The sequence below is a fragment of the Glaciibacter sp. 2TAF33 genome (assembly GCF_052114945.1).
GTDB lineage: Bacteria > Actinomycetota > Actinomycetes > Actinomycetales > Microbacteriaceae > Cryobacterium.
In genome coordinates, this window is record NZ_JBFRFS010000010.1 from 162,147 (window position 1) to 181,834 (window position 19,688).

17 protein-coding genes are annotated in these 19,688 nt (G+C 61.8%); 12 read left to right on the forward strand and 5 right to left on the reverse strand.

Annotated elements, in window-relative coordinates; all coding sequences use genetic code 11:
• The first annotated feature begins 448 nt into the window (after window positions 1-448).
• Both AB4Y94_RS12405 and AB4Y94_RS12410 read left to right on the forward strand, forming a co-directional pair.
• Complete coding sequence (locus tag AB4Y94_RS12405) at window positions 449-2,740, forward strand: hypothetical protein (RefSeq protein WP_441728133.1); 2,292 nt, start codon at window positions 449-451, stop codon at window positions 2,738-2,740.
• Between the two features lie 109 nt (window positions 2,741-2,849).
• Complete coding sequence (locus AB4Y94_RS12410) at window positions 2,850-4,007, forward strand: acyltransferase family protein (protein WP_441728134.1); 1,158 nt, start codon at window positions 2,850-2,852, stop codon at window positions 4,005-4,007.
• Between the two features lie 32 nt (window positions 4,008-4,039).
• Here the strand turns inward: AB4Y94_RS12410 and AB4Y94_RS12415 are convergent, their stop codons facing one another.
• The 3 genes from AB4Y94_RS12415 to AB4Y94_RS12425 are packed head-to-tail and all read right to left on the reverse strand — an operon-like array spanning window position 4,040 to window position 7,466.
• Window positions 4,040-5,314, reverse strand: a complete 1,275-nt coding sequence (locus AB4Y94_RS12415) for a lipopolysaccharide biosynthesis protein (protein WP_441728135.1) — start codon at window positions 5,312-5,314, stop codon at window positions 4,040-4,042.
• An 8-nt stretch (window positions 5,315-5,322) separates the two neighbouring features.
• On the reverse strand, window positions 5,323-6,423 hold the full coding sequence (locus AB4Y94_RS12420) for a UDP-N-acetylglucosamine 2-epimerase (protein ID WP_441728136.1): 1,101 nt from the start codon (window positions 6,421-6,423) through the stop codon (window positions 5,323-5,325).
• Window positions 6,420-7,466 (reverse strand): glycosyltransferase family 2 protein, encoded by a 1,047-nt coding sequence (locus AB4Y94_RS12425; RefSeq protein WP_441728137.1) that lies wholly within the window; start codon window positions 7,464-7,466, stop codon window positions 6,420-6,422. Before AB4Y94_RS12425 ends, AB4Y94_RS12420 begins: the two co-directional genes overlap by 4 nt.
• A 188-nt stretch (window positions 7,467-7,654) precedes the next feature.
• On the opposite strand from AB4Y94_RS12425, the gene AB4Y94_RS12430 reads away from it, so the two are divergent.
• The 8 genes from AB4Y94_RS12430 to AB4Y94_RS12465 all read left to right on the forward strand — a co-directional run bounded on the left by AB4Y94_RS12430 (window position 7,655) and on the right by AB4Y94_RS12465 (window position 15,760).
• The gene (locus AB4Y94_RS12430) at window positions 7,655-8,383 is read left to right on the forward strand and encodes a glycosyltransferase family 2 protein (protein WP_441728138.1); all 729 of its coding nucleotides are present in this window, start codon (window positions 7,655-7,657) and stop codon (window positions 8,381-8,383) included.
• A gap of 4 nt (window positions 8,384-8,387) precedes the next feature.
• Window positions 8,388-8,810 (forward strand): DUF2304 domain-containing protein, encoded by a 423-nt coding sequence (locus tag AB4Y94_RS12435; RefSeq protein ID WP_441728139.1) that lies wholly within the window; start codon window positions 8,388-8,390, stop codon window positions 8,808-8,810.
• Window positions 8,807-10,348 carry a DUF2142 domain-containing protein gene (locus AB4Y94_RS12440; protein WP_441728140.1) on the forward strand — a complete coding sequence of 514 codons (1,542 nt, stop codon included), beginning with the start codon at window positions 8,807-8,809 and terminating at the stop codon, window positions 10,346-10,348. The genes AB4Y94_RS12435 and AB4Y94_RS12440 overlap by 4 nt, the downstream gene beginning before the upstream one ends.
• Window positions 10,349-10,486: 138 nt before the next feature.
• Complete coding sequence (locus AB4Y94_RS12445) at window positions 10,487-11,818, forward strand: hypothetical protein (protein WP_441728141.1); 1,332 nt, start codon at window positions 10,487-10,489, stop codon at window positions 11,816-11,818.
• A gap of 159 nt (window positions 11,819-11,977) precedes the next feature.
• Window positions 11,978-13,108, forward strand: coding sequence for a DegT/DnrJ/EryC1/StrS family aminotransferase (locus AB4Y94_RS12450; RefSeq protein WP_441728142.1), 1,131 nt, complete (start codon window positions 11,978-11,980; stop codon window positions 13,106-13,108).
• A 50-nt stretch (window positions 13,109-13,158) separates the two neighbouring features.
• Complete coding sequence (locus tag AB4Y94_RS12455) at window positions 13,159-14,103, forward strand: NAD-dependent epimerase/dehydratase family protein (RefSeq protein ID WP_441728143.1); 945 nt, start codon at window positions 13,159-13,161, stop codon at window positions 14,101-14,103.
• Between the two features lie 104 nt (window positions 14,104-14,207).
• Window positions 14,208-14,552 (forward strand): DapH/DapD/GlmU-related protein, encoded by a 345-nt coding sequence (locus AB4Y94_RS12460; protein ID WP_441728144.1) that lies wholly within the window; start codon window positions 14,208-14,210, stop codon window positions 14,550-14,552.
• A complete protein-coding gene (locus tag AB4Y94_RS12465; protein ID WP_441728145.1) occupies window positions 14,549-15,760 on the forward strand; it encodes a glycosyltransferase family 4 protein in 1,212 nt (403 codons plus the stop codon). Before AB4Y94_RS12460 ends, AB4Y94_RS12465 begins: the two co-directional genes overlap by 4 nt.
• Here AB4Y94_RS12465 and AB4Y94_RS12470 read toward each other — a convergent pair.
• Together AB4Y94_RS12470 and AB4Y94_RS12475 are read right to left on the reverse strand one after the other, a co-directional pair.
• Window positions 15,757-16,710 (reverse strand): Gfo/Idh/MocA family protein, encoded by a 954-nt coding sequence (locus tag AB4Y94_RS12470; RefSeq protein ID WP_441728146.1) that lies wholly within the window; start codon window positions 16,708-16,710, stop codon window positions 15,757-15,759. The genes AB4Y94_RS12465 and AB4Y94_RS12470 overlap by 4 nt on opposite strands.
• A gap of 16 nt (window positions 16,711-16,726) precedes the next feature.
• Window positions 16,727-17,830, reverse strand: coding sequence for a DegT/DnrJ/EryC1/StrS family aminotransferase (locus tag AB4Y94_RS12475; RefSeq protein ID WP_441728147.1), 1,104 nt, complete (start codon window positions 17,828-17,830; stop codon window positions 16,727-16,729).
• A gap of 136 nt (window positions 17,831-17,966) precedes the next feature.
• Between AB4Y94_RS12475 and AB4Y94_RS12480 the strand changes: the two genes are divergently transcribed.
• Both AB4Y94_RS12480 and AB4Y94_RS12485 read left to right on the forward strand, forming a co-directional pair.
• Window positions 17,967-18,656: an acyl-ACP--UDP-N- acetylglucosamine O-acyltransferase gene (locus tag AB4Y94_RS12480; protein ID WP_441728148.1), complete on the forward strand. Its 690-nt coding sequence runs from the start codon at window positions 17,967-17,969 to the stop codon at window positions 18,654-18,656.
• The gene (locus tag AB4Y94_RS12485) at window positions 18,653-19,672 is read left to right on the forward strand and encodes a lysylphosphatidylglycerol synthase domain-containing protein (protein ID WP_441728149.1); all 1,020 of its coding nucleotides are present in this window, start codon (window positions 18,653-18,655) and stop codon (window positions 19,670-19,672) included. The genes AB4Y94_RS12480 and AB4Y94_RS12485 overlap by 4 nt, the downstream gene beginning before the upstream one ends.
• The last annotated feature ends 16 nt before the right edge of the window (window positions 19,673-19,688 follow it).

The following is a 19,688-nucleotide window of genomic DNA, read 5'->3' on the forward strand; positions in this document are numbered from 1 at the left end:
GAGCGGCTTGGAGCGCTGCGACGGTTGTCGCGGTGATGACCGCTGTGCTGTTTTCCGCCTGCACAGCCGACCCGCCGGCGCCCCAAACGACAGGTTCTATTGCACCGTCTGAACCTTCGCCGGAAGCAAAGCCCACGCCAGAGCCGACACCGACGGCAGACGCGTCGATCGTCGTCGCGGCAGTGGATGTCGACGGCCTACACGTCACGGTCTCCGGATTTGTCGCCGGATTCGTCGAAGACGGTGGAGCCTGTGAATTTCAATTCGCGGGTAATGGATCAGAATTTGTCTCCAAGACCACTGGGCAGGCTGACAGGATGAGCACATCGTGCGGATCTGTCAGCGTTCCAACGTCTGACTTCAGCCGAGGGTCGTGGACTGTGACCCTCGCATACTCGTCGGTGTCATCTGGATCGGTGACGTCATCCCCTGTGAATTTGGAGATTCCGTGAAACTCAAGCGCATCCTGGCCGTGGCGGTCGCGTTTGCCCTTCTCGGGGCGGGAGTCACGGTTGTTTCAGGCCCGGCGCCCGCTGCCCAGGCGGCGGATGCCCGTCAGTTCGATCCAGGCAACATCATCAGTGACGCCACGTTCTTCGACGGTGGCGCGATGGTTGCTTCTGAGGTGCAAAGTTTTCTGGACTCGAAGGTGTCGGCCTGCAGGTCGGGCTACACCTGTCTCAAGAATTACAGTCAGGCCACAACGACTCGCGCGGCCGAAGCAGGACGCTGTAATTCGTATCTGGGCGCGCCGAGCGAAAGCGCAGCGACCATCATCACGAGGGTCGGCATCGCGTGCGGGATCAGTCAGAAGGCGCTCCTCGTACTCCTCGAAAAGGAGCAGGGCCTCGTGACGGACACCTGGCCCACAGAGAGGCAGTACCGTTCCGCAACCGGTTATGGCTGCCCCGACACGGCGGACTGCGACACCGCGTACTATGGCTTCTTCAACCAGGTTTACATGGCGGCGCTGCAATTCAAGCGTTACGCGGCCAACCCGACCGGTTGGAATCACATTGCCGGACGCGTGAACAACATCCGCTTCAATCCGAATGCCGCGTGTGGGTCGAGCGCCGTGCTCATCCAGAACCAGGCAACTGCCGGCCTTTACAACTACACGCCCTACCAGCCCAACGCGAGTGCACTCGCCAACCTGTACGGCACCGGAGACGCCTGTGGCGCGTATGGGAACCGAAACTTCTGGCGGATGTTCACCGATTGGTTCGGGTCCCCGAACGTGTCCTCCAGCCTGCTCCGCACGCCAAGCAACGCGAGTGTCTTCCTGGTTTCGGGCGACTACAAGTACCCCGTCCCCAGCATGGACATCGTCGGGGCTCTCTCTCCTTTGGGTCAAGTCGGATTTGTCTCCCAAAGCTACCTGGACCGCTTCACAACGTCCCACTTGGTCGGACGGACCATTCGCGCCAACAACGGTGCCATTTACTTCTACGATGCTGGGATCAAGCTTCCCGTCGTGTCCTGCGGCCAGGCGGTTGACTACGGGGGATCGTGCGCGGCTGATGGCTACGTTCAGTTGACCGACGCGCAGATCGCGTCGTTTTCCACCGGTCCCGCATTGGGCCCGGTGCTCGGCACAACCGCGGGAAACCGCTATTTCGTCACTGCTGGCACGAAGCGTGAGATTCTCGACGACCAGTCCCAGGCTCTTGCCGGCCTCCCCTCCGGATACAACGTCCTGACGGAAGGAGCCGTTGCCACTCTTCCCCTCGCCGCTCCCGTGATCCGCGACAGTGCCTTCGCGCTCACGCGGTCAACGCGGGATTACGTGCTTCTGGCTGGAGGGCTGCGCCACGGAATCGCTCGTGGCTCCGAAGGCTCAATAGGAGCGGTGGCTCGAACGACCGGGGCCCTGTCCGCTGCAAGCATGGCGCTGATCCCGGCCGCCCCGAAACAGTTCTCAGGATTGGTCACAGCGAATGGCGGTGGCCCCGTGAACGTGCTCGCGTCCGACGGTCGCTACGAACTCACGGCGGGGGGCCTCTCGGACGCTCACGCCCCGATTGCGGTTGCCCCGGGATTCACCGATTCGTACCCTGCCAAGGGCCTGATCCAAGCCGGCTCCTTCATCAAGTCGCCTGAATCAGCAAGCGTGTACATTGTCATGGCCAACGACATCCGCCCGATCAGTGGTTGGGGAGCACTGCTCGCCCTTACCACAGACGGTAGTCCTGTTATTTCGGTCGTCCCCAGCAGCGTGATCTCAATGCTGACCACTGGTCCGGTCGCCCTGACGGCAGGAACTCTCGTACGATCGCCGCAGAACGCAACGGTGTACTTCATCGACGGGGTGACCAGCAGAATTGCCTTCTCGGACTTTGTTTTCCCGTCAGAAGCGGGATTCGGGGGGCTGGTGTACGCCAGCGAAGACATCCTGCAGGCCTATCCGCTGCACGCGAAACTCATGAAGTTTGCCCTGTCATGCGGACCCCAGAAGTATGTGTCTGCGGGCGGCCAGGTGCATCCCGTGGATGCATCGCGCGAGTCCTTGTATCCATTCGATTACGTGGCCGTCGACCAGTTCACCTGCGGCCAGATGAAGCAGGGTGCCCCGGCGCCATCGTTCATCAGGACAGCGGATGGGGCAATCTTCCAGCTGGTGGCAGGGCAAAAGCGGCCGGTGACCTCGATGGCTCGCCTCGGAGAGCTGATCGGTAATGGCAGCTGGCTGAATGTGGTGCAATCGTTCGCGGCTGCAATCCCGACTGGACCGAACGCCTGACGACGGCTCACCACCCGTTGATCCGCGCCGATTCGGCGTAATTCCGGGTGAGCGCCCTCCGGTAAAGTTTCAGGGAGCTGCGAACACCTTGCAGCGGTGATGGAGAAGCGTGACGAGAAATAGAGAGCTGGACTCGCTGCGCGGGATTGCCGCCGTAGCAGTACTCCTCTACCACACGCTCGCGACCAATTTTCCGGCGCTCCAGTCCGCAATCCAGCTCACTCCGGTGACCGGCGTTGTCAACAATCTGCTTGCTTACACGCCTTTGCATTCGCTGTGGCTCGGCGCAGAGTCGGTGTGGCTCTTCTTCGTGCTCTCCGGTTTCGTGCTCACGAGGTCAGCTTTGCGACCGTCGTTTTCCTGGGAGGCATATTATCCGAGCAGAATCGTTCGGCTCTATCTGCCGGTCCTGTTCGCGATCGGGCTCGCGTGGATCTCATACGCTCTGGTTCCTCATGTCGCAACACCGAGTGACGGGGGCACACTTGATGGCCTCCCCACCGACTACGCCTTGGGCTCGATTCTTCGCGATGTCACGCTGATCGGCGGAACTTCGACCTCGCTGGGAGTTCTATGGTCATTGCAGTGGGAAGTCCTCTTCTCCCTCGCGCTGCCGCTCTACGTCTTCCTGGTGCGGCGACATCCGTTTGCCGCGGGAATCACGGCGGGACTCGCCTGCATCGCCGGCTGGTCCCACAACGATCCCACGACGTCGTACCTTCCCATCTTCTTCTTCGGTGCGCTGCTTGCCCAGCATTGGCCGCAGGTCGCACGCTTCTTCTCCTCCTTCCTGGCAACAGGCAGTCGCAGATCGCACGTTCTTGGTTCAGTGCTGGCGCTTTCCAGCGTCTGTGCACTCAGCTCCTTCTTCCTCCTCGGGCCATCGCTGCAGCACATTGGGCTACCGCCACGGGTAACAACCCTGCCTGTCGTGCTCGTGGGCATTTGCTTGCTGATCGTGACCGCACAGCTGTGGGGGCCCCTCACCGCATTGCTGAGTTGGCGACCGTTGGTTTACCTCGGCACGATTTCCTACAGCTTGTATTTGGTCCATCTGCCGATCGTCATCGCGGTGGCCTTTGCGCTGCACATTGGAAAGTTCTCCGCACTTCTTGCCGTTGCGCTGAGCTTCATTCTGGCCGTGCTGTTCCATCGTTTCGTGGAGAAGCCAGCACACGACTTGTCCAAACGAGTGGGGACCGGGATTCGTAGCCGTTCAGAGGCCCGAAGCACGAGGAGCGCGCATCCGGGGGTTGACGCGAAATAGGCCAGCCCAGGCACACTCGGCGCAGTCCGGTGCTAGGCGTGGATGACGTGGCTCGCGGGCAGAGCGCCTTTACCGGACAGCCCGGGGCGAAGGTGGATCACAAAGAGGCAGACGAAGACTACGAGACCCAGGCAGCCATTCGCCAGGATCATGGCGAATACGTTGGGGAGGAGAATTGTCGCTGTGATCCATTGGCCGACTATCGCCAGCACGAGAACCGCAAGCGCAACCTTCGAGCTGGCGGCCGTCAGCCTGGTCAATACGCCCTGGACCAATGCCCACGGCAACCACGCCAATGCGAACCAAGGCAGAATCCTTCCACTCGCTTGGTAGCCGGGGCCGAAGAGAAGCTGCACGATCAACGGACCGCCCAACAGCACGACGAAGAACATTGCGAGACCCGCCATCAATGTGATTCCGAGCGTGACATTGACTCCGAGCCTCGTCATCGCGGCATCCTTCCGACGGCTCACAAAGCGGGGAAGCAGGTACAAGGCGAGCGTCGCCGGGATGATTAGCGTCGTCTTCACCAGGACGGCCGCGGCGGCGTAAGCGCCGGCGACATCTTCAGGAGCTCCAGCCCGGACGAGCACAACGTCAATGTTGGTCAGCCAGGCGAATGCGATCGTGATCAGGAGGACGACAGAACTGTTGAACGAGAACGGCCTGCGGACGCCGGGAACCCCAAAACCTCGAGCTTGGATGCTGGCGCCGAAAGCGCCGAAGGCGGCGGTAAGAACCAGGGCGGCCAGAATCCCCAAGGGGCCGAAGCCCAGAAGAAGTGCCGCGACGGCGAGGGCAATCTGGACGAGTTGTGCGCCTGTGGACCACCAAACGACGGATCGAGAGTCCCCTGAGCCCTGGAGCAGGCCCTGGGCGCGGGAAAAAAGAAAGTATGGGACCATCGCTGCTGCGGTGAAAATGACAGCCGGAGCATTGGCGGCCAACGAGCTTGCCAACCATGGCGACAGGAACACGATGGCGCATGTGCATGCTCCGCCGAGGACAAGCGCCTCGATCATCGAGCTGTCCAGTCGGCCACGACGCGGGTTCCTGGCTTGCGGCGGTCGCGTGACGTCCGCAGTGGTCACTGCAACCGAATTTCTCAACGCCGAGCTCCCGATCGCAGCGACGTTGATCAGCGCGAGAAAAGAAGCCAGCAGCCCGTATTGTTCCGCGCCGAGGCCGCGAAGCGACACAATCTGGAATCCTGCTGTCGCGAGAATTCCCAAAACACTGACCAGTCCAATTTCCAGGATCGCTCGTCCGTGCTGTGAAACGAGACCACCGATCCTCCTAGCCGACATACGCTCTCCTAAAAGGGGGAACTCTGTCGTGGGGCGTCGCTTGTGGCGAACCCTCTCGCGACGAGGTCGTTCACCACGATGTCGGACGGCGAATGTTCCGGTCGTTGGATGGGACGCCGATATGATCCGAAATTCTTCAGGAAAGCGGACAACCGCTCGGACTTCCACTCCGAGAGCACGATGTTCGCTCCGAGGCCTTCACCCTGCTCCGTCGTCTTACGGTGGATGAGCGTCGGGACTCCGAGGAGAGCCGTCTCCGCTTGAATGCCTCCGGAGTCCGTGACGATGAACTCGGCGCCTTTCATCAAGCCGACGAACTCCTGATGGCTCAGCTTTGGTTGGGGAGTCAATCGTCCCTTGCCGTGGCTGAGGGCTGCTTCCTTGACCGCATGTTCGGAGTACGCGTCCACAATCAACTTCAGCGGATACGGGCTTGTGGCGGCCAGGATGGAGACTGTTTCCTCCACGAGCGGCTGGTTGGAGATGAACTCAAACCGATGGAGAAGGACAACGCCGAACTTCTCGCCATTCGAGCCGGCATCGTCGCCTTGGTCGAGCACGGCGTCGATCACCGTGTTCCCCTCCGTGTGGACGACGTTCCGTTTTGCGGCCAGGTTGTTCGTCGCTTCTTCAGAAGGCGTGTAGTGGATTGATGCGAGAGCCCCGACGATCCTCCTGTCGAGTTCCTCGGGGAAAGGATGGCGCCAATTGCCCGAGCGAAGACCGGCCTCGACGTGTGCGCACTGCACCTTGAGCCTCCGTGCGATGAGCGCCCCGACAACACTCGTCAGGGTGTCGCCGTGGACCACGATGACGGTATTCGACGGCAAGGACTGCCGGAGACCCCTCCCGTTCCTCCGGAGCCATCGAAGGATCTGCCATAGCCAGTGGGCGACATCCGCGAATCCACGTAAGGGTTGCCCGTTGCGGCCGTCAGCGATCAGGCGGTCCGGCATACGCAGCCCGAGCTCGGGGAGAATGTTCCTCAAGGCTGTGGTGTGCTGCATAGTGAGCCACAGCTGGTAAGGGATGTGGCGTTCCTGTAGCCTCCGGGCGATAGGGGCGACCTTGATCGCCTCTGCCGTTGTTCCAAAGATGAAGATGATCACGGATTAACCCCTTGTGTGAGCGGCTCCCGCAGGGCGAAAGACTTTCGGTGAAGTATCGTGCCCCTGGTGAGTCCCGCCCAAAAGCAGGCGCCGAAGGGGAGGATGAATACGAGATAGGCCAGGCAGGCGCGAGGCGGGCAGGCGCGAAGGGCGGCGGCGGCGGCGGGTATGAGAAGGCCGAACAGGACGACAGCGGCCAGCCAGGCGACGACGGACCACTGGCCGAACACCGCGAGGACGACCAGCAACGCAAGCACCGCTGGCGGTGCCACAACGAGGCTCCTGAGGATCACGTTTCGGAGGCGGCTGGTGCCTGCGTAGCTGTCCACGAACAGCGTCCCCCGGTCCCAGCTATGCGTCAGGAATCCTGAGACTGTTGTGCGGGGCAGATAAGTAGCGGAGAAACCGGGATCGATCCGGATCGGAGAGTGAGCCGCGATGAACCGCAGCAGTTTCGTATCGTCCGAGACGAGGTGGGCGTTTTCTTCCGGCCACGACGCGGTGCACGCGTCCAGGTACAGTTCCTTGTCGATGAAGAGGCACCCGGTGCCTTTGGGAACCTTGTCGAAGTTTTCGGGTGTGATGACCATAGGCCGGGGCTTTGCCAGGTACTCTCCCCAGAACAGGTGCGTCGGGACTTCCCAGAACCGACCCACGAGTGGCGACAGCGGTTCGGTGATGACATGGCCGTTCCACGGACCAGTCGTAGCGCCGTTCGGAGTTGAGCCTTGGAGGTATCTGAGGGAATCCGGATGCATGGTGACCCGGGCGTCGAGGATGAGCAGTGAGCGAGCATGGGCGGCTCTGACCCCCTCCCAACGTGCGAGAAAACGTCCCTTGTTTTCTTCTTGGTTGAGAAGTCGAACCGGGTACGGCGCTGATGCGGCGATCGCGTTCACGACCGCGATCGTGTCATCGGTGGAGCCGTCGTCGACGATGATGACTTCCGGGGTCCAGGCGGTCCGGTGCAGCGCTACTGTGAGCGCCGCGATCGTCGAAGCCAGCCACCGTGCTGAATTGTATGCCGGGATCACGACGGACACCGATGGCGCGATCGTACTGTCCCTCGCCTGCTCCAAGCACTGCTCCTTCTTGCCCGAATACTGTGAGGTGGGCTGCCCTCCTGTCGTATTCTACCCAGCTGGTTTCTGAGGGTCCGGCGAGGGCGGAGTCAGCGCTCCGCCAGAGGGACGCCCAGATTGACAGGCACCACCTCGTTAGTATGGTGTCCATGGGACCCTTGCTCGAACGCACTCTTATCGTGATGCCTGCGTTTAATGAGGAAGAAGCGGTCGGGAACGTGATCAGGGAAGTCCGCTCGAAGCTGCCCGACGCATGCTGCCTCGTCGTCAATGATGGGTCCTCCGACGACACGACGCGCCGCGCCCGGGAGGCAGGGGCCCTTGTCGCTGTGCTCCCGTTCAACCTTGGTGTCGGGGGAGCGATGAGGCTCGGCTTCAAATACGCACTCGAAAACGGATATGACAACGTCGTTCAGATCGATTCGGACGGCCAGCACGACCCAGCTAACGTGCCGGCACTTCTCGCCTGCTTGGCTCGGGCGGATGTTGTCATTGGTGCGCGTTTCGCCGGCGAGGGAGAGTATGCAGTTCGAGGACTACGCAAGTTCGCCATGTCGGTTCTAGCGGCAATCCTCAGCCGTACTGCGGGAACCCGGCTGACCGATACAACATCGGGTTTCAAGGCGTGCGGACCCCGGGCGGTGCGCCTGTTCGCGTCACACCTTCCGGCAGAATACCTTGGCGACACGGTCGAAGCGTTGGTGATTGCCTCGCGCGCCGGATGCGTCATAGAACAGGTGCCCGTGTCCATGCGGCCTCGAGCTGGAGGGCAGCCATCGCATCATGCAGTGAAGGCGGCAACTTATTTGGGCCGCGCTTTCCTCGCTCTCGGGTTTGCTCTGCTGCGCCCCGCGTCGTCGCTTGCAGTGAAAGCTTGATGCTGTGAGCGCGGTTGCGTACGTATTTGGGATTCTCTCGTCGCTCGTGACGCTGGGGGTTGTCGTCGAGATGCTCCGCCGGCGGCGGCTGAGGGAACGACATGCCGTATGGTGGTTGATAGCCGGGACGTTGGCATTGGTCATCGGCATCTTCCCGGGAGTGCTCGCCTTCGCCGCGCACCTGGTCGGTGTGAGCCTTCCGACGAACCTCGTCTTCTTTGTAAGCATCGCGGTCCTTGTGCTGGTTTGCCTCCAGCACAGCGCCGAACTCACCGATCTCGAGAACGAGACACGGACGCTCGCCGAGATGTCTGCGCTCCAGGACTTGCGCATTCGCTCCCTTGAAGGTCGCTTGCACACAGAGGAATTCGGATTGAGCGAAGTAGGCAGGGATGAGCGGGCTGTGAACGAGGAAGTGGAGAGATGACATCTCGCTTTCAGGCGTCGGAGAAATTCATGGTCGGACGCCGCCCCCTCGCACGCGTGCTCCCCGCGGTCCTGGTCCCCGTCATGCTGTTCGTGGCTCTGGTGAGCTGGGCTCTTGCGTCGCCGGTTGGGTCCAGCCCGGATGACGACTACCACATGGCGAGCATCTGGTGCGGTGGCGGCATCCGAGAGGGATTGTGCGAGACCGGGGATGCATCAAGCCAGCGAAGGGTCCCCGCCGCCCTGCTCGAGGCGAGTCAGTGTTACGCCGGCCAGCCGATGGCCAGCGCGTCGTGTCCGGAAAAGCCGTCAGACGTCATGACGAACACCAACCGGGGCAATTTCACCGGCGGCTACCCGCCGGTTTTCTATGCAGTGATGAGCGTCTTCGCGGGACCTGACATTTCCCTGTCCATCACTCTCATGCGCGTGTTCAACGCCTTCCTTGCTGTCGCCCTTGGGACGCTGCTCTTCTTCCTCCTGCCGCAGCCGCGACGGGTCCCATTTGTCTGGGGTGGTGCGATTTCCATCGTCCCGCTCGGTATGTTCCTTGTCCCGAGTGTGAACCCCAGTGGCTGGGCAGTCATCTCTGCATTGACCCTGTGGATCGCCGTCACCGCGTATTTCCAAGAGGAACGGCTGTCACGACGTTTCGGACTCGGGATACTAGCGGCGGTCCTGACAGTCGTGGGCGCCGGGGCGCGGACGGACGCGGCGGTTTACGGCGTGTTGGCTATGGCCGTCGGCGTAGTCCTGACGGTCGAGAAGACACGACGCTACGCGGTGCTGGCGATTTTGCCCTTGCTGCTCGCCATTGTGTCTGGAATTCTCTTCCTGTCCGGAAGCCAATCCGGGGTGTTGAATCCAGAAGCGTTCGACGGCGATCCGGGGGGGAATCTCGCCGGCCTGGCCATACTGAACCTGCAACTCCTTCCACAGTTGTGGATCGGTGCGCTCGGGTTCTGGGGCCTTGGGTGGCTGGACACAGATCTTCCTGGCATCGTGTGGGTAACGATTGTCGCGGTGTTCTCTGCGGTTGTGTTCGTAGGTGTGCGGACACTGGACTGGCGGAAGGGGCTTTCCCTCGCGATGGTGGGCGGAAGCCTGGTAGTGGTCCCGATGTACATTCTGCTTCACGATCGAGTGGTCGTAGGGTCCTACGTGCAGCCGCGCTATATCTACCCACTGCTCATCATGTTCGCCGGTGTGTCACTCTTCGGAATCAGCCGAAACGCGCTGTCGCGAGTCCAGCTCGTGGGAGCGGCGAGTGGTATCTTCCTGGCCAATGCCGTCGCGCTGCATGTGAACATCGAGAGATACGTGACCGGGGTTGACCTCGCGGGCCTGGACCTTGACCTGTCCGTTGAGTGGTGGTGGGGCCTTCCCATCAGCCCGATGGGCATGTGGTACACCGGCACCATGGCTTTCGGCCTCATGCTTGCCGGCCTCATCGTGTACTCATTCTCTCGCCAGCGCGATCCGGTGAGGTCAACCACGCGCGACGCTCCTGCTGAGGCCGTGGCAACGCCTCGCCTATAGTGATCGGATAACCGTTCCCGGCAGAGCTAAGCCTGCGCAGCGGACCACCATCATGAAGGTTGTAGTGAATTGTTACGCGTTAGCTCGAGAACTGGTGCCGGAATCCGGGTACAGATTGCACTGAGCCGAATCCAACCGATGGCGTATCGGTTCGGTGTACCGGCGCTTCTGATTCTCGCGGCACTCGCAATGTGCCTCGCTGTTGCCCTGAGGCATACCGACCAGATATCGCCGATCGATGAATGGGTCTATCTCGACTACCTTTTCAAGTTTCCGAGTGACGTGATTGCCCAGCAGGGAGAGGCCATCGGTCACCAGGCTCTGCAACAAATGTCGTGTGAGGGAGTCAAGCCCTACGGCGCAATGGGAGCACCGTGTGGCAGCGTGTACGAGTCCCAGCGGGGGCTGTATCCGCAAGAAGGACTGACATCAGCCGACGCCTACACGCCGCTCTATTTCGTCCTGACCTGGCTGGCGGGCAAAGTCATTCAGACCCTGACGGCACTGGGCGAGGTGCCGTCCTACCGGCTGACCGGCTTCTTCTGGCTTGCTGGCGGGCTGCTGGCGTTCTACCTTCTGATGCGAGCGATGCGAGTTCCAAAGCTCGCCATTCTTGCGTTGGGGCTCGTTTTCATCGCAACGCCTTTCGCCTGGTGGACGTACACCTACGTCAACACCGACGCGCCGTCGTTTTTCTTCGGTGCGCTTATGCTCTGGGTGGCCATCAGGTATTTGCAGGGCGGCATGACGGGCTGGTGGCTGGTCCCACTCGGATCCGCGGCGGTGTTGTTCAAGGTCACTAACATGCTCGCGGTGGGCCTTGTGGTTCTCCTTCTCGTTGTTGTCGCTGTGGCAAAGATCGTCGCGCAACGGAGGGGTATGGCGGAGGACGAGTTGCCGCGTCCTTGGCATCTCATCCGCCTTGCCATGGTCATACTTGTTGCCGCGGGGGCGTCGGAATTACTTTGGTTGACCATCCGGGCGGCCATTGCCGTGGGAGATCCCCCCTATCAAGAGATCCTCGCTCGACCGACCCTCGGCCAATTGGGCCTGGGTGAACAGCTCATGAATTTCTTGCCCGGCACGATCAATGCGAACGTCGTCGTGACGGGCGGCGCCGGTTCATTTGCATACACGATACCGGGCTTCCTAATCGCTCCGGCATCATGGCTATGCGTGGCTGGAGTCATCGGGTGGTTGCTCGTCCGCAAGGTCGGAATACTCGAGAACGCCCTCGCCTGGACTGTGGCGATTTCGGCCACAATCTTTGCTCCGGTCCTTGTGGTGGCGATGGTGGCGATACAAGGCATGTTCTTTCAGCTGCCGCCGCGATACGGCGCTCCCGTCCTACCGGGATTCCTCCTCGCTGCGGGAATGCTCATGACGTCAAAGTCGTCCCGTTTGATCGCGACAGCTTACGCAGTCCTCCTGCTCGTCTTTGTGGTCGTTTTCGCTTGCCGCTTTGCGTGAGGACGCGTAGAGAGGCACACGTGCCAATGGAGGATGGAAGCGTTCCCTCCGTGAGCGATGCTTGCTGCTCGGCTGAGCGTGGGCTCAATTCGTCGGACCGGGGGACGATTAGACTATGCCGGGGTGTGCACCGATAGGTGCCAATTCAAGAGATTGAGGATGTTCTTGTCAGATGTCGTGTCACTCGGCCAGCCCACCGTTGGTGAGGAAGAACTGAGAGCAATCGCTGATGTGTTTGCCTCAGGCTGGCTCTCCGGCGCCGGGCCGACCTGCCAGAAATTCGAGCAACGATTCGCTGAGGTCACCGGGGTAACCGACGCGCTAGCCACGAACAATTGCGGTGCCGCACTGCATCTCGGGCTGACCGTGCTCGGCGCGCAGGCTGGCGACGAAGTCATCGTCGGCGACTATACGTTCCCTGCCACCGGGCACTCTGTCGCGTGGACCGGCGCAACGCCGGTCTTCGCCGACATCCGCCCGGACATCTGGAGCGTTGACCCTGCGGCGGTTGAGGCCGCCATCACCCCACGCACCGTCGGCATCCTCGCCGTCGACGTGTTCGGGCAGCCCGCAGATTATGACGAACTCCGCGCCATTGCCGATAGGCACGGCCTGTGGTTGATGGAAGACGCCGCCTGTTCGGCGGGGGCCAGTTACAAGGGTCGACCGGCGGGCAGCCTGGCTGACATCGCCACCTTCAGCTTCCATGGCCGCAAGGGGATCACCGCGGGCGAGGGCGGAGCTCTCACAACCAACAAGTCGGACCTGGCCGCTCACGCGCGGAAACTGCACACCTATGGCATCGCACCGGCCCTGTCGCGAGAGAACAGCACCGACCTGCCCATCCCGACCTTTGACGAACTGGGCTTCAACTATCGACTCTCCGACGTCGCGGCAGGCATCATGCTCGCTCAGCTGGACCGGTTGACCACGTTGGTCGCCGCCCGTCAGGCGGTCGCCGCCCAGTACGGCGAACTCCTGGGCGACCTCGACGGCGTCACCACGCCGGTCGCTCTGGAGGATCGGGTGCACCCGTGGCAGTCGTACGTGGTCACCCTGGACCCCGACGTCGACCGCGGCAGGGTCGCCACCTACCTCAAAGCCAACGGCATCCAGTGCAACTTCGGAACCTACGCGTCGCATATTCAGCCCGTATACGGCTTCTCCGGTCATCTTCCCGTCAGCGCCGACCTGTTCCTGCGGCACCTGGCCATCCCGATGCATGCCAACCTCAGCGAGGATGAAGTGGACCGCGTTGCAGCAACCCTGCGCGCCGCCATCGGATCCTGACCGGAACACACCGACTCGTGAAACCGCAGACAACAGAAGGAACGAACATAGTGGCACCGAAAAACGAGACAGTATTCATCACCGGCGGCGCCGGCTTCATCGGACTTCATGTCGTGAATCAGCTACTCGAAAAGGGCTACAGGGTTCGCATTTTCGACAACATGGTCCGCGGGGATCGCGACCGCGCAAACGCGCTGGTCGCAACTGGAAATGTTGAGGTCATCGACCAGGACGTACGCTCCGGCGCCGCAGTCGCCGCCGCGATGAAGGGCTGTACCCGCGTCATCCACCTGGCTGCCGATTCCATCAACAAGAGCGTTGCTGACCCGTTCAGCTCCGTCGACGTGAACATCGTCGGATCGCACAACGTGTTCGCTGCGGCTGCCGAGCAGGGAATCAAGCGGATTGTGTACGCATCCAGCGCCTCCGTTTACGGTGACCCGGACAAGCTGCCCATGCACGAGGACGACACCCTCAGCCCGCTGACTCCGTACTGCATCGGCAAGCGCACCGGCGAAGACCTCCTCGCCTACTACCAGCGTCGTACCGGTCTCTCCTGGATCGCGCTGCGGTTCTTCAACGTGTACGGCCCCGGACAGAAGACCACGGCGTATTACACCTCCGTGATCAACCACTTCGTCAACCGACTGCGCAAGGGCGAGGCGCCGATCATCGACGGCAAGGGCGAGCAGTCGATGGACTTCATCCACGTGCACGACATCGCGCGCGCAGTAGTCCTCGCCGTGGACTCCGAGCAGGGCAACGTACCGATAAACGTCGGCACAGGCATTGACACCAGTGTCGCCGAGCTGGCGCGCATCCTGATCGACGCGATCGGCGTCGACGTGGAACCGATTTTCAATCCGCGTGATGTGCTGGTGAGCCGTCGGGCGGCGGATGTGCAGCGGGCAAAGGACGTCATCGGCTTCGAATACACGATCCCGGTGGGCGAGGGTATGACGGACCTCATCCGTTTCGAGACCCAGAACCAGTGAGTCCGGGCACGCCTGGCAGGCTCCCAGCGAATCCGTACCACGAGCAGGCTTGGATTGTCGGCAATCCATCGATCGGTGAAGGCACCTGGATTGGTGCCTTCACCGTGATCGACGGATCCGGTGGGCTCAGGATCGGCGCCGGGTGCGACATCGCCTCCGGCGTTCACATCTATACCCATAGCAGTGCGCGGCGCTGCATCTCCGGTCGTGAATACCCGACTGTCGACCAGGCTGCCGTCAGCATCGGTGATCGCGTTTTCATCGGGGCGAATGCGGTCGTGAACATGGGCGTCACCATCGGCGATGAGGCGATTGTGGGGGCCGGGTCCGTCGTCACGCATCACATCGCTGCCCGAACCGTCGTAGCCGGTGTGCCGGCACGAGTCGTCGGCCACGTCGACCTCAGTGACCCGTCCAACCCGCAGATCATCGGTGAAGCGCCGGCATGAGAATCGTCGTAGTAAACAACTTCTTCCCGCCGCGCCCTGGAGGATCTGCGCACCTCGCAGACCATTTGGCGAAGAAGTATGCGCAAGCGGGCCACGAAGTACTCGTCCTGACCGCCGGGTACCAGGGTGCGCCGGCGGAGGAGAGCCGTGACGGCTTGCGCATCGTCAGGGTCCCCGCCTGGACATTGCCCAAGACTCGCTTCGCAGCGAACTTCGACATCGCGTTCACTGTGTCTCCCACGGCGAAGAGAACGGTCTACGACCTGCTCGACGGGTTCAGGCCAGACGTGATCCACCAACACGGGCAATTCTTCGACCTGACATGGATCTCAGGTGCCTGGGCTCGCAAACACACGGTCCCAACACTGCTCAGCATCCACACGCGTCTCTACAGCCCGAACGCGCTCAACAACTTCATCTATCGAATGGGTGATGCGCTGCTCGTCAACCCGTTGATGAAATTGCACCGACCGAAGCTGGTCGTGATGGATGTGCTGATGGACAACTACATCCACTCCAGATACCGACGCTCCATATCGGGTAAGACGTACATTCCCGTCGGGATCGACCCGAACGCGCTGCGAGGCGGGAATGCCACAGTCGCTCGAGAGCGGCACAAACTGGGGGATCGGCATATTCTTCTCTCCCTCGGTCACGTCATTCCGCAGCGCAGCCGGGTCGCTCTGGTCGAAGCATTGCCGACCGTTTTGGAAAGGTATCCGGACACAGCGGTCGTTGTCATCGGCCGCGTCTATCACGACGAGTTCCTGCACAGGGCGAAAGCACTCGGTGTGGACCATGCGATTCTCGCGCTTGGCCCGCTGCCGCAAGGCGATATTCCTGATTACCTCGCCGCTGCGGATCTCGAGGTGCACGAGTTGGAGGGCCAGGGTTTCGGAACAGCGAGTCTGGAGGCCCTCGCCGTGGGCATTCCGGTCGTTGCCGCCATCCGCCCGGACAACTTCGTTGAATTCGAGGTCGTGGACGGCCGGGAGCTGTTCGTCGCCCCGTTCTACGGACCACTGGACGAACGTGCGGACCCGGAAGCGCTCGCTCGGACGATCATGAAGGTACTGGCCGATCCGGCTGCAGCGCGTGCCCAAGTGGCCGGAAATGCACGGGGTTTGATCGACGAGCACTTCACCATCGAGAAGGTCGCTGAAAAACACCTTCAGGTGCTCGGCGACATGGCCGCCGGGCGGCCCTAGCGAAGCTGCTTGAGTTGCTCGACGACGCTGTGGCTCGGAATAATCGACTCTCGCTCGATGTCAGCATCAACCGTTCCCTCGATCAAACCGGTGAAGTGCTGCAACTGGGCTGCCAAGGGCTCCTGCGACGTGATCAGTTCGGGAATCTCGATGACCGTCTGTTGTTTGAAGCCGCGTCCGTCATCGTTGGCCGCTTCGCTGGAAACGTGGTGGTAGACCGTGACGTCGCGTCGGAGAAGATCCACCTCGACCAACCTATCGAGCTCGTGGATGCTCAGCGACCGGATTTTCCGCTGCCCCACCCTACTGGCCGAGATGTGAGCGATAGCGCCGGACTCGAAACCGAGTACGACCTCGGCGACGTCCTCTGCCCCGGGGACGGAGTCAGGGTGGAACTTGGCCAATGACCCGGAGACCACGTTCGGGGCGCCGCCCAGGATGCCCACCGCCAGATCGACGTCGTGAACCAACAGGTCCCAGCTCACGCCGGTGCGAATTCGCGGAGCGTATGGGGAATGACGGGTGGCTGTGACATACACGGGATCCTTCAAGAGCGCTTTCGCCGTCATGACCGCCGGGTTGAAGCGTTCAAGTAGCCCGCACATGATGGGCACGCCAAGGTCGCCGGCGAGTCCCAGAATCTCAAGCGTCTTGTCGAGCCCGTCGGCGACGGGTTTCTCGACCAGAAGGGGAATGCCCGCCCTCAAGACCTGGAGCGCAAGTGCATGATGCGCCTCGGTTGCCGCCGCGATGACAACGCCGTCGATACCGTCGAGACTCTCCAACTCCGGTGACCACGTGGCACCGAAACGCTCGGCAATGACGCCACCCACGTCCCGGCGCGGGTCGACCACAGTAGCCAACTCCGCGAGCGGCGACTGGAAGATGACTCTGGCGTGCAGAGAACCCATAGAGCCGGCACCGATGAGCAGGATTCGGGGGTTGGACATAGAGCGCAGTCTCCTCTTAGTTTGCCGACGCCGCGCGGGCGACGCCTTCGATGATCGTGTCGAGATCTGACGCTGACAGATTCTGATGCACCGGAATGGAGACCACCTCACGTACGATGCGTTCGGCCACCGGGTACGTGCCGACCTTCACGTCGTCGCGATTATGGTACGTCTCGTAATCGAACACGAGTTTCGGATAGTAGATCCCCGCGCCGACGCCGAACTCCCCGAGCTTGGCGACGAACTCTTCGCGGGTGACACCGGACTCAGGAGTGACCCTGATGGTGAACTGATGCCAAACGTGCCGGCGGCCGTCTAGCTGCCGTGGCGTGACAATGCCGGGCACACTGCTGAGGCCGGCGGCGAGGTAGGCGGCGTTGCGCTGGCGCGCGGCGACGAGAGCCTCGTAGCGACCGATCTGCGGGATGCCGACCGCCGCCTGCAGGTCTGTCAGCCGGTAGTTGTGCCCAGCGACTTCGTACTGGTAGCGCGCCCTCATGCCCTGGTTGCGGAGGACCCTCAAACGATCGGCGAGAACGTCGTCGTCGGTGGTGATCATCCCGCCTTCACCGGTTGTCAGGTTCTTGGTTGCATAGAACGAGAACGATCCCAGGCCGAAGCTGCCTGCCCCGCGTCCGTTCTGAGTAGAACCATGGGACTGCGCCGAGTCCTCGACGATCCCGAGATTCTTCTCTGCCGCCAGTCCTGAGATTCCTTCCATGTCGGCTATCTGCCCATAAAGGTGCACGGGCATCAGGACACGGGTGCGATCGGTGAGTGCGGCCGAGAGGGTAGCAGCTGTCACGTTGAAGTCGTCTTCGCTGATGTCGGCGAACGTCGCTGTCGCCCCCGCTTCGAGGATCGCGTTGAGTGTTGCAACGAACGTGAACGGGCTGGTGAGGACTTCGTCGCCGGGCTGGAGGTCCAGCACTTCAATGGCTGCCACCAGCGAGGTCGTGCCGTTGTTGACGGCAATCGCATGCTTCACGCCGACGAGTTGAGCAAACGCGTCCTCGAGCTGCTTGACCTTGGGTCCCTGTGCGATGTTTCCGGACCGGAGCACCTCCAGAACCAGCGCCTCCTCTGCTTCGCCAAACTCGACCACCGTTATCGGTATCATGAAACCCACTGTTCTTTTCGCTTCGGATGTTGCGGCTACGCAAACACCCAACCATCCTAGGGCGTGCCAAGAACGAGGACCGCAGCGATCGGCGCGGTACCGGCAGCGACACTGCAGACCAGGGAAGACTCACCCGATGAATCATGTGCACCCGACGGCTATCATTGGCCCACATGTCACTGTGGGCACCGGCAACGTAATCGGTCCGTATGCCGTCATCGGCGGGAACGTGGTCATCGGGGATGACAACTGGATCGGTGCCGGTGTGAAGATTGGCTGCCCACCGGAGGTCAGGGGATTTCCGCATCCGCAGGATTGGATCGCATCGGGCGTAGGACCCGGTGTCACGCTGGGTGACAGGAATGTCCTGCGGGAAGACGTGCAGGTGCATGGGGGCTGGCACGAACCCACGATGCTGGCAAATGACCTCTTCATCATGAACCGGGTGTACGTGGCACATGACTGCAGTTTGGCCGACGGCGTGACTCTTGCCTCCGGTGTGGCTCTCGGCGGGCATGTGAAGATCGGCCGCGGAGCGAACCTGGGTCTCGGAACGACGGTTCATCAACGCAGGGTGGTCGGTGCCCTCGCGATGGTTGGAATGTCATCCGTGGTCACGAGGGACATTCCCCCGTTTTCCAAGGCATATGGAAGCCCCTGCCGGGCGGACGGGATCAACTCAGTGGGTCTGGAACGCGCGGGAATCAGCCGTTCGACGGTGGAGGAGATAACCAGGCTCGCCTCCCATGCCGGATACCCGGGGACGGCCGCGAATATTGCTGACATGCAGGCTGATGTCGCTTGGTTCCAGGGAGCGATCGTTTGAGCACGTGGACCAAGGACAAAGCGCCGCAGATCTTCCTCGTGCTCCGCTATGTGCTCCTCGCCGTTGTCGTCGGATTCTCGGTGTTCTATCTGGTTAGCCAATGGCGAGCCGTGTCTCAAGCACTCGCCGAAATCTCCTGGCAGTCGCTGGTGCTATCGTTCGCGCTGGTCCTTGCCGGGCTTTCCGCCGGCACGATGAGTTGGGTCACGGTGCTCAACGGCCTGGGCCCGCGCGTTCCCGTAGCGCGCGGAGCGCAGGTGATGCTTGTCGGCCAGTTGGGCAAATACGTGCCGGGTTCGGTCTGGTCCTACGTGATGCAGATGGAACTCGGCCGGCAATATGGCATCCTCCGACCGAGGGTGCTCGTGGCGGGGCTCTACGCGGCGGGCATAGGCGTCGTCTCTTCACTCATCCTCGGATCGCTCGCCCTTCCTGTGGTGGTTGAGGGGCACGCTTACCTGCTGTGGTTCTTCCTCTTGCTTCCCATCGGGCTCGTCTGTCTGCATCCGCGCGTGATGACATGGCTCGCGTCCCTCGTGCTCAAGCTGTTTCGTCGTTCACCGCTCGAGCACGAAGTGACGTTCGGCGTCGTGATTCGCGCTGTCGCGTGGGCACTGCTGTCCTACGTCTTGTATGGCGTGCACCTGTGGGTGCTGGTCAACTCCCTCGTCGATCCCGATTTCGGAACCCTCATCCTCTTGACCGGAGCCATGTCACTGGGGTTCACGGTTGGGCTTTTTGCCTTCGTCTTCCCCTCGGGCGTCGGCGTGCGAGAGGCGATCCTCGTGGCTGCAATGACCCTCCTTCTGACTGTGCCCCAAGCCACCGCAATGAGCCTTGTATCCCGAATGTTGTTTTCGGCCGCCGACCTGCTTGCCGCTGGAGTGGCAGTGCTCTTCGCCGTCATCCTGAGAAGGCGCATCGCGGCTGAGAGCGCGAGGTTCCAGTCGGATGACGCCTACGGGCACCTGCAGGAGGGAGAAATCTACAATGCCGACCGTCATGACGACCGCTGAGCCGCAGACCAGGGGG

Excerpts from the sequence above, each read along its gene's own strand:
- AB4Y94_RS12440 (WP_441728140.1), top strand. The coding sequence starts at position 8,807 with ATGACATCTCGCTTTCAGGCGTCGGAGAAATTCATGGTCGGACGCCGC.
- AB4Y94_RS12475 (WP_441728147.1), bottom strand. The coding sequence starts at position 17,830 with ATGATACCGATAACGGTGGTCGAGTTTGGCGAAGCAGAGGAGGCGCTG.
- AB4Y94_RS12470 (WP_441728146.1), bottom strand. The coding sequence starts at position 16,710 with ATGTCCAACCCCCGAATCCTGCTCATCGGTGCCGGCTCTATGGGTTCT.
- AB4Y94_RS12430 (WP_441728138.1), top strand. The coding sequence starts at position 7,655 with ATGGGACCCTTGCTCGAACGCACTCTTATCGTGATGCCTGCGTTTAAT.
- AB4Y94_RS12445 (WP_441728141.1), top strand. The coding sequence starts at position 10,487 with ATGGCGTATCGGTTCGGTGTACCGGCGCTTCTGATTCTCGCGGCACTC.
- AB4Y94_RS12480 (WP_441728148.1), top strand. The coding sequence starts at position 17,967 with ATGAATCATGTGCACCCGACGGCTATCATTGGCCCACATGTCACTGTG.
- AB4Y94_RS12450 (WP_441728142.1), top strand. The coding sequence starts at position 11,978 with ATGTTCTTGTCAGATGTCGTGTCACTCGGCCAGCCCACCGTTGGTGAG.
- AB4Y94_RS12465 (WP_441728145.1), top strand. The coding sequence starts at position 14,549 with ATGAGAATCGTCGTAGTAAACAACTTCTTCCCGCCGCGCCCTGGAGGA.
- AB4Y94_RS12415 (WP_441728135.1), bottom strand. The coding sequence starts at position 5,314 with ATGTCGGCTAGGAGGATCGGTGGTCTCGTTTCACAGCACGGACGAGCG.